General features: G+C 66.8%; 11 protein-coding genes and 1 pseudogene. 5 read left to right on the top strand and 7 right to left on the bottom strand.

The genetic code is table 11. The features are described 5' to 3' along the window. Window positions 1-35: 35 nt before the first annotated feature. The 3 genes from WS70_RS15945 to WS70_RS15955 form a co-directional block, all read right to left on the bottom strand. Window positions 36-1421, bottom strand: a complete 1386-nt coding sequence (locus WS70_RS15945) for a sigma-54 dependent transcriptional regulator (protein WP_059471744.1) — start codon at window positions 1419-1421, stop codon at window positions 36-38. Window positions 1422-2159: 738 nt separating this feature from the next. Next, window positions 2160-2858, bottom strand: coding sequence for a phosphatase PAP2 family protein (locus tag WS70_RS15950; RefSeq protein WP_059596756.1), 699 nt, complete (start codon window positions 2856-2858; stop codon window positions 2160-2162). Between the two features lie 27 nt (window positions 2859-2885). Further along, complete coding sequence (locus WS70_RS15955; RefSeq protein WP_059596757.1) at window positions 2886-4172, bottom strand: glycosyltransferase family 4 protein; 1287 nt, start codon at window positions 4170-4172, stop codon at window positions 2886-2888. Window positions 4173-4190: 18 nt separating this feature from the next. Between WS70_RS15955 and WS70_RS32950 the strand changes: the two are divergent. The 5 genes and pseudogenes from WS70_RS32950 to WS70_RS15980 all read left to right on the top strand — a co-directional run bounded on the left by WS70_RS32950 (window position 4191) and on the right by WS70_RS15980 (window position 9341). Then, window positions 4191-4579, top strand: a pseudogene (locus tag WS70_RS32950) (hypothetical protein). After that, entirely contained in the window at window positions 4546-5178 is a 633-nt protein-coding gene (locus tag WS70_RS15965; RefSeq protein ID WP_059471747.1) for a GNAT family N-acetyltransferase, read from the top strand. The pseudogene WS70_RS32950 and the gene WS70_RS15965 overlap by 34 nt, the downstream one beginning before the upstream one ends. After that, window positions 5175-6767 carry a mannose-1-phosphate guanylyltransferase/mannose-6-phosphate isomerase gene (locus WS70_RS15970; RefSeq protein WP_082722182.1) on the top strand — a complete coding sequence of 531 codons (1593 nt, stop codon included), beginning with the start codon at window positions 5175-5177 and terminating at the stop codon, window positions 6765-6767. The genes WS70_RS15965 and WS70_RS15970 overlap by 4 nt, the downstream gene beginning before the upstream one ends. Window positions 6768-6799: 32 nt before the next feature. Continuing rightward, a complete protein-coding gene (locus WS70_RS15975; protein WP_059596758.1) occupies window positions 6800-7996 on the top strand; it encodes a glycosyltransferase family 4 protein in 1197 nt (398 codons plus the stop codon). 76 nt (window positions 7997-8072) lie between these two features. Beyond that, complete coding sequence (locus WS70_RS15980) at window positions 8073-9341, top strand: flippase (protein WP_059471749.1); 1269 nt, start codon at window positions 8073-8075, stop codon at window positions 9339-9341. Between the two features lie 94 nt (window positions 9342-9435). On the opposite strand, the gene WS70_RS15985 is transcribed toward WS70_RS15980, so the two are convergent. The 4 genes from WS70_RS15985 to WS70_RS16005 all read right to left on the bottom strand — a co-directional run bounded on the left by WS70_RS15985 (window position 9436) and on the right by WS70_RS16005 (window position 15835). Then, complete coding sequence (locus WS70_RS15985) at window positions 9436-11721, bottom strand: putative bifunctional diguanylate cyclase/phosphodiesterase (protein WP_226382850.1); 2286 nt, start codon at window positions 11719-11721, stop codon at window positions 9436-9438. Between the two features lie 533 nt (window positions 11722-12254). Further along, window positions 12255-13028 (bottom strand): class II aldolase/adducin family protein, encoded by a 774-nt coding sequence (locus WS70_RS15995; RefSeq protein WP_059471750.1) that lies wholly within the window; start codon window positions 13026-13028, stop codon window positions 12255-12257. Between the two features lie 101 nt (window positions 13029-13129). Further along, window positions 13130-15382 carry a TOMM precursor leader peptide-binding protein gene (locus WS70_RS16000; RefSeq protein ID WP_059596759.1) on the bottom strand — a complete coding sequence of 751 codons (2253 nt, stop codon included), beginning with the start codon at window positions 15380-15382 and terminating at the stop codon, window positions 13130-13132. Window positions 15383-15475: 93 nt separating this feature from the next. Next, window positions 15476-15835, bottom strand: coding sequence for a BMA_0021/BMA_0022 family TOMM bacteriocin (locus WS70_RS16005; protein WP_059471752.1), 360 nt, complete (start codon window positions 15833-15835; stop codon window positions 15476-15478).

Below are 15835 nucleotides of genomic sequence, written 5' to 3' on the forward strand. Positions count from 1 at the left end.
CCGCTTTCGCATCGGCGCACCGGCGCACCGGCGCATCAACTGGACGAAGCGGTGCTGCGCGGACGTTCGATGCCGTACGCCTCCATCCATCGATACAGCGTCGCGCGCGAGATGCCGAGCTCGCGCGCGGTGCCGGCGAGACGCCCGCGATTGCGCAGCAGCGCGAGTTCGATCACTTCCCGCTCGATCGATTTGCGAATCGCCGCGACCGACAGCGGCGCGACCTCGATGCAATGGTCGAGTTCGAGATCGTGCGCGGTGACGAGCCGCCCTTCCGCCATCACGAGCGCGCGGCGCACGCGATTGATGAGCTCGCGCACGTTGCCCGGCCAGTCGTGCTTGTAGAGCGCTGAGATTGCATCAGTCGAGAAGCCGCGCACACGGTGCCGCGCATCGGCGCGAAAGCGCTCGAGCATGTGCCGCGCGAGCAGCTCGATGTCCTTGCCGCGCGCGCGCAGCGGCGGCTGATCGACGCGCAGCACGCAAAGACGGTGATACAGGTCCGCGCGAAAGCGCCCGTCGTTCATCGCGCCGCGCAGGTCGACGTGCGTCGCCGAGACGATGCGCACGTCGACGGGCACGGGTTCGTTGCTGCCGAGCCGGTGAATCGTGCGCTCCTGCAGGAAGCGCAAGAGACTCGCCTGGCTTTCGAGCGGCAGATCGCCGATCTCGTCGAGCAGCAGCGTGCCGCCGTTCGCCGCCTCAACGTGGCCGATCTTGCGCGTGCTCGCGCCCGTGAACGCGCCGCGCTCGTAGCCGAACAGTTCCGACTGCAGCAGATGCGGCGGAATCGCGCCGCAGTTCACCGCGACGAACGGCCCCGCGCGGCGCGCCGAATGCTGATGGATCGCGGCCGCCGTAAGCTCCTTGCCGGTACCCGTCTCGCCCGACACGAGCACGGGCGCGTCGGTGCGCGCGATGCGGCGCACCGTGTCGAACAGTTGCAGCATCGCATCGCAGGTGCCGATCATCCCCTGGTCGGCGGACGCGATGGGCGCCGTGCTCGGCGCGAACAGACACTCCATGCCGTACGCGTGACCGACCGCGTCGGCGACCCGCTGATGCGATGCCGGCAGCGTGATGTAGTCGAAGCAGTAATCGCGCAGCAGCGTGCGCACGTCGGGCACGTTCGCCTGATGCGCTTCGACGAGCGCGACCCACGCGACATTGCGCAGCGACGCGCACACGGACGCGACTGCACTCATCTCCTCGATCGATACGGCGCTCAGATCGAGAATGCCGCCCGTGACTTCGCCTGCCGTCGTGCGCACCTGGTTCGCGCTCGCGACGACCGAAATCTTCCAGTCGCGGCGCGCGAGCTCCCGGCGCAGCAGCGTCGACGGCTGATGCGTCCAGTAAATCAGCGGCCGCTGTCGGATAGATCTCCGGGAGAGCCCCCCGATGATCGCGCTAGTCGTCACTGGTGCCTCCGATAATGAACTGACTGTGTGACTCGACGAATCCATGTGTGGGCAAAAGCCGACAATCGTCCGCCTGCCGGCAACGCCGTGCGAGATGGGAGCGTGTCGCACCCCGCCCGTACACGATGCCGGGACGCGCCCGCTCGTATCGTTCGGGAGCGCGCGTCAGATGCCTCTTTGGTCTCTGATTGAAGGTTAGATTTCGCAAAGAAAGCGGCGACGTATCGTTTCGGCCGCGTTTTTCACGTGCGGCGCGCCGCAGGATCCGCAGGCGGCCTTGGACAAGGGACGCAAGGTCCGCTCCGAAAGCCGCGACACGCGCCGAATCGCCCGCGTGGCCGGGCTTGTTGAACTCGTCCGGAAAGATCGTGCGGCACACCGCGCAATCCTCATCACCTCGCTCTCTCAAGATGGCTTTACTACGTCATGCTCATGAAGCCGACTGTCGAAGTTACTCTACCATTCGCACTCTTTTACGATCGAATTCCCAACCTTGATTTGACCATCGTTGACCATCTATTGGGCAATTGCCACGGCCGGAATCGGACACTTTCGCCACGGCATACCCATTGTGGCGCAGCGGCGCCGTAATGTTTGTGTATGAATGAAACAAATCCTTCCGGATCGATCGATGTCTGCCCGGTTTTTATTGAGATAAGACATTTGCGTTATTCCGTTGAGTCGTTTCATTGAATGTCTGCGTGGCTTCTCTGCGTTGCTTGAATATGGCTCGCGCGTTCAGCGCGTATCGTCGAGCCAGACGCGGCTCCATTCGGCGAATTTCGGCGCGGCGTGCGAAATCCATGCGCTCACAGGCGCGCTTCGTCCGTAACACGACAAGGCGATCGTGCAAGCCGCCGCGACGAACGCGATCGTCGATCGCGAAACGCCCGCTGCACGTCGTGCGGCGACGGCGTCGACGTACGCGTGCGTGTTGCGATCCGCACGCGTCGACGTCGAACGAACCGCGCCTGCATGCGCGTCGCCGGCACGCGCACCGGCGCGACGCAGGCGACGCGCCGTCGACATCGCGACGCCCGCGCCAAGCAGCCAGCCGGATGCGATTTCGGACCATGAATGAAAGCCGAGCAGCACGCGCGAAATGCCGATCGCGAGTGCGAATGCAAGACCCGCCGCCACTGCACGCCGTACGTGGGCGTCGCGCACGCTGATCGCCGCGACGAGCGGGTACACGGCCGCGCCGAGCATCGTGTGGCCGCTCATGCCGGTGAATCGCCAAGCGGCGATGCCGATTCCCCAGCCTGCGTAGATGAATTTCGTCGACGCGACCAAGCCGACCGCGCACGCGAAACCGATCGCCCAATATAGCGCTGCGCGACGGCGTCCGGTCGCCGCGAGCCAGCTCGACACCGCGACGGCGAGCGGCGCGGTAAGAAACGGGTCGCCGAAATTGGTCAACAGAACGAGTAATCGCATCACGTCAGATAGAAGAAGCGTCCGCGCTCAAGTGCGCGCGAGCGTTTCGTTCCGGGAGGCGTCGTGCAGCGACGTCGTCGCATCGCATTCGACGGGCGCGGTGCCCGCCGGGAACAGCGATGCAAGCGGCTCGGCTTGCGTCGTGGAAACGATCGACGCGCCCGGCGCCGGCGCGGCGCCCGACGACTCGCCCAATTCCGCTTGCAAGACCGCATAGCCTTCGAGCACGAAACGCGAGAATGCCGAGCGGAACCGCGCGGCGCTGAAACGCTCCGCATTCGCGCGACAAGCGTGCGGATCGAACGCGCCCGCCGGCATCGCCTCGAACCGGTCGATCGTATCGATCAGCGCGTCGCACGTCTGCTTCGCATAGAAAAGACCTGTCGGCGCCGTGCCCGTCGCGCGCACCGATTCGCAGACGCCGCCCTTGCCATACGCGATCACGGGCGTCCCGCACGCCTGCGCTTCGACGGGCGAAATGCCGAAATCCTCTTCCGCCGCGAACACGAACGCCTTCGCGCGCTGCAGATGATCGTGCAGCACGTCGAACGGCTGGTAGCCCAGCAGCATGACGTTCGGGCCCGCGAGCGCGCGGATCTTGCCGGCCTCCGGCCCGTCGCCGATCACGACGAGCCGGCGCGACGGCATGTGCGAAAACGCTTCGACGATCAGATCGATCCGCTTGTACGGCACGAGGCGCGACGCGGTCAGATAGAAGTCGTCCTTCGCGTCGCGCAGCGCGAGATGATCGACGTCGACGGGCGGATAGATGACCGTCGCGTCGCGTCGATACGTCTTACGAATGCGGCGCGCGACGAAGCGCGAATTCGCCGCGAGCAGATCGACGCCGTTCGCCGAGCGTGCATCCCAATTGCGGATGTAATGCAGCAGCGAGCGCGCGAGCGCCGACTTCAAGCCGCGCGCGAGTCCTGCTTCGTTCAGGTACTGGTGCTGCAGATCCCATGCATAGCGGATGGGCGAATGCACGTAGCTCGCGTGCAACTGATCCGGCCCGTTCAACACGCCCTTCGCGACCGCATACGAGCTCGACAGGATCAAGTCGTAGCCGGACAGGTCGAATTGCTCGATCGCGAGCGGAAACAGCGGCAGGTAGCTGCGGTATTTGCTGCGCGCGAACGGCAGCTTCTGGACGAACGACGTGTGCACCGGCCGGCCACGCAGGCACGAGCGGTCGTCGAGAAAATCGACGAGGCTGTAGATGTCGGCTTGCGGAAAGCAGTCGATCATCTGCGCGAGCACACGCTCCGCGCCGCCATGCACCACCAGCCAGTCGTGAACGATTGCTACCTTCAAGCGGGAAGTCCTTTTGATGTGCGCATTGGCGCGTCGAATCGAACGCAGGGTGCGTCGTCAGCGAACGGCGCGGCGGGCACGGTGTCGCGTCGTCATCGCATGACGGCCATTATCCGAACAAGCGCGGACGCCCTATGTGCGGAAGCGCACAGTACGCAAGGATCGGCGCAGCGACTCGCGTGCGCTGCGCACACCGGCATGCAGCACGACGCGTCCCGCTCGTCACGAGCACGGTACGCTTTCGAACAGAACGGCACGAGGTCCGCCCGTATCTTGGCGACCATAGGCCGCATCGGGAACATCTCATGTCGCGGCGCACAAAACCCCGCGCCGCACGACGCGGCACGCGGCCCAGAAACGAGGACTCTCCATCATGGACTGGACATGCTGCGAATTCAGGCATCTGAATTCGAACGAGCTTTACATGATCCTTCGCGCACGCAACGCGGTCCTGGTCGTCGAGGATGCGCACACGTATCTCGACATCGACGGCAAGGACGAATTCGCGATCCACGTGTTCGCAACCGACAAGCGCGGCGAACGGCCGTCGATCGCCGCGTATGCGCGTCTTATGCCGGGTGACGACATCGATCCCGAAACGACGATCGACAAGATCCTGACGAGCGCCGCGCATCGCGAAGACGGGACGATAGACGCGCTGATCGAACACGTGCTGGCCGCCGCGCACGCGCGCTGGCCGGACGCGCCGGTGCGCGTTCAGGCGCCCGCGCATCGCGAAGACTTCTACAACCGCTTCGGTTTCCGCAAGGTCGACGGACCGTATCTCGAGCATGGCGCGCCGTACGTCGGCATGCTGCGCGCGGCGAGCAGCCCGTCGAAGGCCGTGCGCAACCTGCTCGATCTCGTCGGCGCCGCGACGACCGCGAGCGCCGTCGCGACATCGGCGCCGCGCGCGAAGCGCAAGGCCGATGCCGAATCCACCGCCGACGGCGAGCGCTATGCGTTCGCCACCCGACTTCCGGCCGATTCCGGGATGAACCGATGACCGATCACGCCATGAACCCGACTTCCGCCGCGCCGCGCCAAGCGCTGCCGCGCATCCTGCCCGTGATTCTCGCGGGCGGCTCCGGCACGCGCCTCTGGCCGCTGTCGCGCGAGCATCATCCGAAACAACTGATCGATCTGATCGCCGACGAGTCGCCGCTGTCCGCGACCGCGCGCCGCCTCACGGGCATCGCGAACGCCGAGCTCGCCGACACGCTGCTGCTCGTCTGCGGCGAGCAGCATCGCTTCACGAGCGCCGCGCAAGTGAGCGCACGCGGCCTCAAGGCGCGCATCCTGCTCGAGCCGGCCGCACGCAACACGGCGCCCGCGCTCACGCTCGCCGCGCTCGAAGCGCTCGCGCATCACGGCGATCCGGTGCTCGCGGCGATGCCCGCCGATCATGCTGTGTCCGACACGCGCGCGTTCCAGGACACGATCGCGCAAGCCGCGCGCTACGCGCAGGACGGCGCGATCGTCACGCTCGGCGTGCTGCCGCGCCGCGCGGAGACGGGCTACGGCTACATCAAGGTAGGCGCGCCGCTCGCGGATTCGCAGGGTGTCGAAGGCGGCCACGCGATCGACAGCTTCGTCGAGAAGCCGCATCAGGAGCTCGCGCAGCAATACCTGCAATCCGGCGACTACTGGTGGAACAGCGGCATCTTCGTCGTGCGCGCGTCGACGTGGCTCGCTGCGATCCGCGCGCTGCATCCGGACATGCATGCGGCATGCGAAGCCGCATGGCGCAACGGCACGACCGAAGGTTCGTTCTTCAAGGCGGACGCGGCGGAGTTCGCCGCCTGTCCGTCCGACTCGATCGACTACGCGGTGATGGAGCGGTTGACGGGCGCGCGCGAGCTCGACATTCCGGGCGTGATCGTCCCGCTCGCGGCCGGCTGGTCCGACGTCGGCTCGTGGGACGCGATCTGGGAACTGCTGCCGAAGGACGAAGCGGGCAACGTCGCGCGCGGCGACGTGCTGTTCGAAGGCACCGTGGACAGCTTCGCGCGCTCCGAGGGCCGGCTCGTCGCATGCGTCGGGCTGAAGGACGTGGTCGTCGTCGAGACGCCCGACGCCGTGCTCGTCGCGAACAAGCATCGCGTGCAGGACGTGAAGACCGTCGTCGCGCGCCTGAAGTCCGGGCAGCACGAGCAGGTGCGCGATCATCGCAAGGTGCAGCGCCCATGGGGCTCCTATGATTCGATCGATCGCGGCGAGCGCTTCCAGGTGAAGCGGATCGTCGTCGATCCGGGCAAGCAGCTGTCGCTGCAGATGCACTATCACCGCGCCGAGCACTGGATCGTCGTGCGCGGCACCGCGAAGGTCACGCGCGGCGACGAAACGTTCCTGCTGAGCGAGAACGAATCGACGTACATCGCGGTCGGCGCGGTTCACCGCCTGGAGAATCCGGGCAAGATTCCGCTCGAGATCATCGAGGTTCAATCGGGCGATTATCTCGGCGAAGACGACATTGTCCGATTCGACGACCGCTATGGCCGCGCGAGCGCGCAATCCATACCCGAAGCGGCGAAGCCGGCCGCAGCCGAGCTCGAGCCATCCGCCGAGCCCGCCCGCGCGCTCGGCGAGCACTGACAAACGCGGGCGGACCGCCCGCGTCGTTTCGCATGAAAGTACTCGTCATCAACGATTTCGCCCGCAAGGGCGGCGCCGAAGAGGTCTACCGGACATCGGTCGACGTGTTGCGTGCGCAGCCGGGCGTCGAAGTCGCGACGTTCGACGAAAGCGCGTTCGGCGGCGCATCGAACGGCGCGGCGCGCGCATGGAACGCACCCGCCGCGCGCGCGCTCGCGGCCGTCCTCGGACGCGAGGCGCCGCAGCGCGTGCTCGTGCACAACTACCACAATCTGCTGTCGCCTTCCGTCGTGCCGGTGATCGCGCGCTACAAGCGGCGCGCCGGCTGTCGCGTGTACCTCACGTGCCACGACTATCACCTCGTCTTCTACAACCCGAACCTGTTGACCTATCCGGGCGGACGCGCGACGCCGCTGCCGCTCGACGCGCTCGCGCGCGGCACGCGGCTCTTCGAACGCGCGAGCCCGCGCGGCGCGCTGCACGACGCGATCAAGAAGCTGCATTGGCATGCGATCGATACGTTCGTCCAGCCGGCCGGCGTATTCGACCTGCTGCTCTGCCCGAGCCCGTACATGCGCGACGCGCTCGCGCAGCGCGGCATCACGCGCACCGCGCTGCTGCACAATCCGGTCAGCACCGCGCTCATGCCGCGCGAACCGAAATGCGTGAATCGCGAAAAGCTCGACCTCGCGTTCGTCGGCCGCATCGATCCCGAAAAGGGGCTCGACGAATTCCTCGATCTCGCGCGCGCGTCGCGCTTCGATCGCATCGCGAGCGTGACCGTTTACGGCGACGGCGGCCAGCGCGCGGCGCTCGAACGCAAGTACGCGGACCTGATCGCCGCGGGGCAGCTGCGCTTTGCCGGCCGCCTCGATCACGCGCAGCTCTTCGTCGCGCTGCGCGAGCACGATGCGCTCGTGCTGCCGTCGGTGTGGGCGGAGAACGCGCCGCTCGTGATCGTCGAGGCGGCGATGATCGGGCTGCCGGTGCTCGTCCACGACGTCGGCAGCCTGTCGAGCTTCGGCGACGAGATCGGCAACAAGATCCGCTACACGCGCAACGAGACGAGCCTCGCGCACGCGCTCGACGCGCTGCGCGCGCATCTGCGCGATCCGCCGCGCCGCTACGACTGGTTGTTCTACACGCGCCGGCATTACGCCGAGCGTCTGACCGCGTTGCTGCAACTGAGCGCCGACGAAATCCGGGAACTCGCGCCACAATGCGATTGATTGATCCGGTTCACTCCGGCGCGTGCGCCACGCGCGCACGCGCCAAGATGTCGCCCGTGCGACGCGAAGGCCACGCATGACGACCGTCCGCAAGAACTTCCTGCTGCTGATGACGCTGCAGATCTCGACCTATGTCGTGCCGCTCGTCACGCTGCCGCTCCTCACGCGCGTGCTCGGGCCGGAAGCATACGGACAGTTGTCGCTCGTGCTCGCCGTCATCACGTATTTCATCAATTTCACGAACTACAGCTTCGATCTGACCGCGACGCCGCGCGTCGCGCTCGCGCGCGACGATCTCGCCGCGCGTTCGAAGATCTTCTGGGCGACCTTCGCCGCGCAGGCCGCGATCACGGTGGCCGGCTTCGCGATTCTGCTCGGGCTCACGTTCACGATCGACCGCTTCGCGCTCGATCGCACGCTGCTCGTCATCGGCTTCGGGATGACGGTCGGCGCCGCGCTCACGCCCGGCTGGTATTTTCAGGGCATCCAGAAGCTGCGCATCTACAGCATCACGCTGTTCGTGTGCCGCGCGCTCAGCGTGCCCGCGATGTATCTGCTCGTACGATCGCCTGCCGACCTGATCGATGCGGTCGCGATCAACGCCGCCGTGCCGCTCGTCTGCGGCGTGCTCGTGTTCGGCTATCTGATCGTGCAGCGCGAAGTCGAATTCGTGCGCATCGGCGCCGTCGACGTCGCCGCGTCGCTCAAGGGCGGCTGGCAGGTGTTTCTCGCGTCGACGTCGGTCGCGTTCTATGCGTCGACGAACACCGTGCTGCTCGGCTTCGTGTCGGGCAACGTCGCGGCGGGCTACTTCGCCGCCGGCGACAAGCTGATCCGCTCGGCGATCAGCCTGCTGCAGCCGCTGAAGGCGGCCGCGTATCCGCACGTCAGCTACCTGATGCATCACGCGCGCGAAGACGCGATGTCGTTCCTGCGCAAGCTGCTCGTCGTGCAGGGCGCGATGGTGCTCGCGATTTCGCTGACGATCTTCGCGCTCGCGCCGCTTGCCGTGCATATCCTGTACGGCCCGACCTACGAGCCGACCGTCGGCGTGCTGCGCTGCATGGCGTTCATTCCGTTCATGGCCGGCATGACCGATCTGTTCGGTGTACAAACGATGCTGCCGCTCGGCATGAAGACCGCGTTCAGCCGCGTGCTGATTTCCTCCGGCGTGCTGAACGTCGCGCTGCTGCCGATCCTCGCGAAGTTCTTCGCCGAGCAGGGCGCGGCCGCCGCGGTGCTGATCGCCGAGACCACGGTCGCCGCGACGCTCGCGTACGTGCTGTACCGGCGCCGCGTGTCGATCTTCGCGCGCCCGGCGCCGCGGCCCGCCGCGGACGGCTGACGGACGACGCTCGTCTGCGGCGCACGCGGCGCCCAGGTCCGTTCACGCGAACGGCGGGCTTGCGAACGCGCATCGCCGGTCGCAATGACGGCCCCTACGAACACATCGCCTCGCTCCACGGAACGGGCCGGCCGATGTAATAGCCCTGCGCATAGTCGACGCCGAGCGCGGTGAGCTTTTGCAGCGTCGCCGCGCTGTCGACGTACTCGGCGATCGTCTTGCAGTTCATCGCGTGACCGATGTCGTTGATCGACGCGACGATGCCGAGGCTCGCCGCATCATCGTTCGCGATGTCCGTCACGAAGCTGCCATCGATCTTCAGATACTCGACCGGCAGTTGCTTCAGATAACTGAACGACGCCATCCCCGCACCGAAATCGTCGAGCGCGAATCGGCAGCCGAGCGCTTTCAGTTCGTGCATGAAGCGCAGCGCGCCGGCCAGGTTCGCGATCGCGGCCGTCTCGGTGATCTCGAAGCAGATCAGCGCGGGCGCGACGCCCGTCCGCGCGAACTGGCCGAGCACGTAGCCGAGAAAGCGTTCATCGCCGATCGACATCCCGGACAGATTGATCGCGTATTCGGTGAAACGCCGGTACGGCGTGCGCGCGAGCGCGTCGAGCACGGTGCGCACGACCCAGCGGTCGATGTCGGTCACGAGCCCGTAGCGCTCGGCCGCGCGAATGAACAGGCCGGGCGGCGCAATGCCTTCGCGCGCGCCGAGCGTTCCCATCCGCAACAGCAGCTCGCCGCGGCTTGCATGCGGCAAGCCTGTCACGCCGTGCGTCGCCGTATCGATGATCGGCTGCACATACAGGCAGAAATCGTCGTATTCGAGCGCCTGCCTCACGCGCGCGCACCACGATACGTCGCTGATGTGATGCGCGAGCTCGCGATCGAGCGGATCGGCAAGCTGCACGCGGTTGCGTCCGCGCGCTTTCGCGACGTCGCACGCAATGCCCGCGAGGCGCACCGCATCCTCGACGCGCCGCGCGCGTTCGGGCGTACCGAGCAGCGCGACGCCGACGCTCGCCGTCACCGAGAACGGCTGGCCGTCCCAGACGAACACGAAGCCGTCGACGCTCGCGCGCAGCCGCTCCGCCGCGCAAACGGCCGCCGCTTCGTCGCACGCGTCGAGCAGCACGCAGAATTCGTCGCCGCCGAGCCGGGCGACGACGTCGCCCGACGCCGCGCACGCGACGAGGCGCGCGGCGAGCGCGGCGAGCATCGCGTCGCCCGCTCCATAGCCGCACGTGTCGTTGACGATCCGGAAGCGATCGAGATCGACGAACAGCAGCGCGACCGGTCCACGCGCGCCTCCCGCAAGCGCGAAATCGACGTGACGTTCGAATTCGGTGCGATTCGGCAGGCCGGTGAGCGGATCATGCGTCGTCTGCCACGCGAGACGACGCACGAACTCATGCTCGGTCGCGAGGCTCTTCAGCACGAGCACGCGGCCGCTGCCGCGCGTGCGCTCGGACGTCGGCGCGATCGACGACGCCGTCGCACGCACGGCGATCTCGCCGCCGTCCGTGCGATGCAGCATCACGTCGCAGCTTCCGCCGTCCTCGAGATCGCCGAGCGACGCATCGGGCGATTCGGGTGAATCGGGCGGATCGGCCGCGTCGCCATTCGCGCGCGACAGCCTCAACGTCGTGATGAGCGGCCGCCCTCGGCAATCGTCGGCGAGCAGGCCGATCAGTCGCTCCGCGGCGGGATTCAGGCATTCGACGCGCCCCGCCCGGCCGGTGAAGATCACGCCGTCGCCGACGGCGACGAGCGCCGCGCGAGTGCGCGCTTCGCTCATCGCGAGCGCGCCTTCCGCTTCGCCGAGGCGAAGCGCGAGCCGCCTGATCCGAAAGACAGGCAGCAGTGCGAGCACGATCATGCCGAGCAGGCCGAGTGCGAGCACGATGGCGGCCGGTTCGCGAAGCGTCGAATGGATCATGTCCGAATACGATTGCATGTGGGGGACCGCCGCGGCGCCCGCATCGGACTGCCGAGGCATCGAATTCGAAACGGCGCGCGGCGCGACGTCGACGCCCACGCCGCGATCGAGCGCATCGGCCCACGCGGACAGCGCGACCTTGCACGCAAGCGCACGCCCGGACCGCCACGCAAGCAGTTCGTCCGACGCCGTCGCGTTCGCCATGCACGTCGCACCGCGTGCGCGCGTTTCGCGCGTGCCGATTCTGCCGAACACACGCTGGATCGCATCTAAGTCAGCCGCCGCGCCCATCGACGCCGCGCTCGGCAACGATGCCGCTCCGACACGACCCGCGACGTCCATGCAGCGAAGCACGCGCGCGCCGATGCTCGCCGGTACCGCAAAATACGCATGGCCGCGCGCGATTTCGCGAAGCTCGACCGACAGCAGCGCCATACCGAGCAACACCGCCGTCAGCGCGGCCGCAATGGCCGAGCGCGCGCACCGAACGCGCCATGCGCCCGGACCGCCGGACAGTCGACTCGGAACGGAAGCCATCGATGCATCACCGAAAGCGGCAAGCCGCGATCATTTCGAGGGCGCGTTCTATTAATCGATCAATCTGAAATTCGGATGCCAAATCGATTTCAATTTTCGCCCATTCAATTTGATGCGATCATCCACGACATCAAGGCACGAGTGTGTGGGCTGGATGACGTAATTCATTTCGAATTAACCGGCGCTTCGCACGGCGATCCATTTTTTCGTATCCGTCACGCCTGGCGCGCGGTTCCACTATGCATCCGATGAAAACGAATCGGAACGTTCCTGCCGCACTCGCATACGAAAATCATCGAATGAAATCGAAAATTAAAACATAAACCATTAAATTTCACTTCCGAATGCCGACGTTCCGGTTCAATTGATTCTCTATATTTGAAGTCGATCCGGTGAACGATTTTGATCGAAACAATCCGCTGCCGCCGCATTCAGCCGCGGTAATTCGGATCGATCCGATCGACGATCCGCTGCAGCGCGTCGAACGCATCCTGTCCCGCGCCGTAGCGCGGATCGAGGTTCAGCGAATCGCGCGCGCACGCTTCGAGGATCGGCGTGCCGATCTCGAGCGGCGCGCCGACCGCGTGTGTCGCGACCTGCACTTCGCATGCGCGATTGAGCAGCCACATCAGCGAGAACGCGTGTGCGAGCGTGCCGCCGATCGTAACCGGCCCGTGATTGCGCAGCAGCAGCACCGGACGCCCCGCCGCGCTGTCGACGATCCGCTTGCCTTCGTCGAGCCGCACGGTGATGCCTTCGAAATCGTGATAAGCGACCTTGCCGTGCAGTTGCGCCGCGTAGAAGTTCGAGAACGACAGTCCGTGCCGCGACGCGCAGACGGCCATCGTCGGCGTCGTGTGCACGTGCATCACGCAATGCGCGCCGGGCAGCGCCGCATGAATCGCCGCATGAAACGTGAAGCCGGCCGGATTGATCGGCCAGTCCGCATGGCCGATCGGATTGCCGTCGAGATCGATCTTCACGAGATTCGACGCGCAGACCTCGCGATAATGCAGCCCGAACGGATTGATCAGGAAGTGTGCGTCTTCGCCCGGCACGCGCAGCGAAATGTGGTTGTAGATCAGCTCGCTCCAGCCGAGATGATCGACGATCCGATACGCGGCCGCCAATTGAACGCGCGCTTGCCACTCCGCTTCGGCAAACCGCGACGGGCGGGCGAACGGCTGGTTCGGCGCGTGAGTCATGTCGTGCGCTCCTTGTCGAATGGAATCGATGCGAACGCGCCGCGCACGCGAACCGGGCGCGGCGCTCCTGATTCCGGCGGCCGATGCCGCCGGACTCGCCGCTACAGAAACAGCAGCGCGCGATTGAGTGCGTCTTCGTCGCGCGGCTGCTCGCGCCAGCCTTCGAGGACAGGCACCGAATACAGCCGCTGCGCGCCGAAGCGCGGCCAGAAGTGGCAAAGGCCAGGCGCGATCACCTGCACGACCGGCAGGCCGATGTCGGGCCGCGTCTTGTCGACGACGAGCGTATCGATTCCCGCCGCCGACAGCCGTGCGACGCATCGCTCGATGTCGCCCTTCAGATCGGCGGCGGCGCTCGTCGCGCGCGCCGATGCGCGCGTCGGCGGCAGCGCGGCGTCGGGATGGAGGAACGCGTCGCTCGACAGCTTGTCGACGTCCCATGGCGGCGGCGCCGACGCGCCGACGTCGAGCAGCTGGTTCACTTCGGTGAGCGCGCGCTGCAGCGCGATCCGGCTGTCGAGATGGCAGCCGAAGCCGATCGAGAAGCGCCCCGTCGCGGCTTCGCGCGCGAGCGCGACGAAGACGGGAATGCGCAGGTCGTGCGTGATGTCGAGCGCCCACAGACGCCAGCCGAGCGATGCGTATTCGGCGACCAGCGCGTCGAAGTACGGATCGCCGAAGCTCGCGATGTCGATGCTCGGCCGGCAAAGTTCGTTGTACCACCAGATCGCGACCGCATCACGCTCGACGAGCTCCAGCAAACCTTGCAAGATCGCTTCCTCGATGCACGCGCCCGCCGCGCAACCGTTCGGGTTGGGCACGCAATAGGCGGCCCCGCTCGTTGCGGGCGCTTCAGCATAGCAATAACCGAGCGGCACGAGCCGCCGCACGCCCGTCGCGATCGACCATGCGGGCGTCCAGTCGATCACACTGTGCGACGTGAAGCGCCGCGGCACCTGCTTGCGCGGATCATCGGTCGTCGCGTTGTGGCGCTCGCGCCGTTCGAACTGGCGATCGCTGTACTGCTGCAGCGCGTTGACGTCGATCGGCCCGCCGCCCGGCGGCGCCTGCGCGGACAGTTCCGCGAGACTGCCGCGCAGCGCCGCTTCGTCGCCCTGATAAACGCCGCTGAACCGTTCGAGCGCCTCGGCGAGCGCGCTCGCGCGCGCCTGCGCGTCGCTCGCGCCCTTGCCCGAGCACAGCTTGTCGAACCGGTTCTCGCGCGGCGCGCTCTGTGGACACACCAGATAGCCCGCGACGTACACGTGCCGCATGCCGGCGTTGCGCCCCGGCATCGGATGCAGGTAGGCGATCGGGCCGCTCACCGGAGAAATCAGATGTCCGTAGCGTTTGAAGAGTTCGCCCGCGGCGAGCGTCCGATAGCCGCCTTCGCGACGCGCGCCCTCGCCCGCGTCCGCCACGGCGAGCGTCACCGGACGCTCGGCCTGCTCGCGCATCCACGCCGGATTTCCGCAGCGCGGGCATTGCGGCCGCCGGACCACGCGATGCGCGGCGGTCGCGAGCGTATCGATGCGCAGCGACACGATGTGCGTGCCCGCATGACGACGACGCTGCGCATTCACCGCGAGCTGCTCGACGAACGATGCGACGAGTGCCGCGACGGCGGCGGCGCTCGCGCGGCTGTGCACGGGCGGCAGACGCGCCGCGTCGCTGCCGTGCATGCGTGCGAGCAGCGCTTCGACCGGACGGTTGAGCGCCGTCCAGTAGCGCACGCATTCGATGCAAGGCGGCGCATCGGCCGCGCCGGGCGATGCCGCGAGCGGGCCGATCAACGGCCCGAGCAGCGGCTCCACGCGACCGGGGGCGACGACGAAGAGCGCGCCGCCTCGCGCGGCCGCGCGTTCGGCGGCATCGATCAATTCGGCGCGGTCGTATCCGTCGGTCAATGCGATCGTCATCGGCGCATCCGGCGCGACGTCGATCCCGCACGCGGCGAACGCATCGCGCTGCGCACGCGGATCCACGCCGAACGCTTCGACGGCGACCGCGAGCCGCGATGCGATGCCGCTCGCCGCATCGCCGTCGACGCCCGTACGCTCGAAGAAGCCGATCGCGGCGTCGCGCTCGCTCGGCGCGTCGGCGCGCGCGTAGCCGCGCCGCACGAGATGATCGAGCGCGGCGAGCACCTCCCATTCTGAAAACCGCACGGCCAGCGTCGCGAATGTCTGCGCGATCGTCAGGCCGTCGCGGATGCACGCGGCCAGTGCGGGAAACACGTCGCCCGGCAGCACCGAGCGTCTGAATTCGTCCACCACGTACAACGCGCCGGGACCGGCGTCGCGCACCAGCAGATGCGGCTTGAAACGCAGTACGCGCGAGAAGTCTTCGAGCATCGTCACCCCGTATCGGATACCGCGATCGGAATGGGCGGCGCGACCCGCGAGCGAAACGCTTCGGGCCGCGCCGCCCGTTGCCGTATGAACGGCTCAGCAGCAGGTGAACAGATAGGCAGGTCCGGCGTCGTTATACGCGGCGAGCGCGATGCCCTCGTCGGCGAGTTCGCCAGGCCGCGTCGGGATGCCGACGCTCATCGCGTTGACCGGCAGGTGCCAGCGCCGCGTATGCGGCTTCCAGCCATATCCGTCTTTCGGGTTCGCTTCGACGATCTTGAGATTCAGGATCCATGGACAGCGATAGTCGAGATAGCGTTCGAGCGCGTCGTACGGATCGGCGAGCAGCTTCTTCCTGAACTCATCGTTCTCCCAAGACAGCGCGATCGCGCGCAGATAGACTTCCTGAAACTCGAGCATCGATTCCTGCGAGGGGACTGCGTTGTTGTCGGCCAT

The organism is Burkholderia mayonis (genome assembly GCF_001523745.2).
GTDB classification, from domain to species: domain Bacteria; phylum Pseudomonadota; class Gammaproteobacteria; order Burkholderiales; family Burkholderiaceae; genus Burkholderia; species Burkholderia mayonis.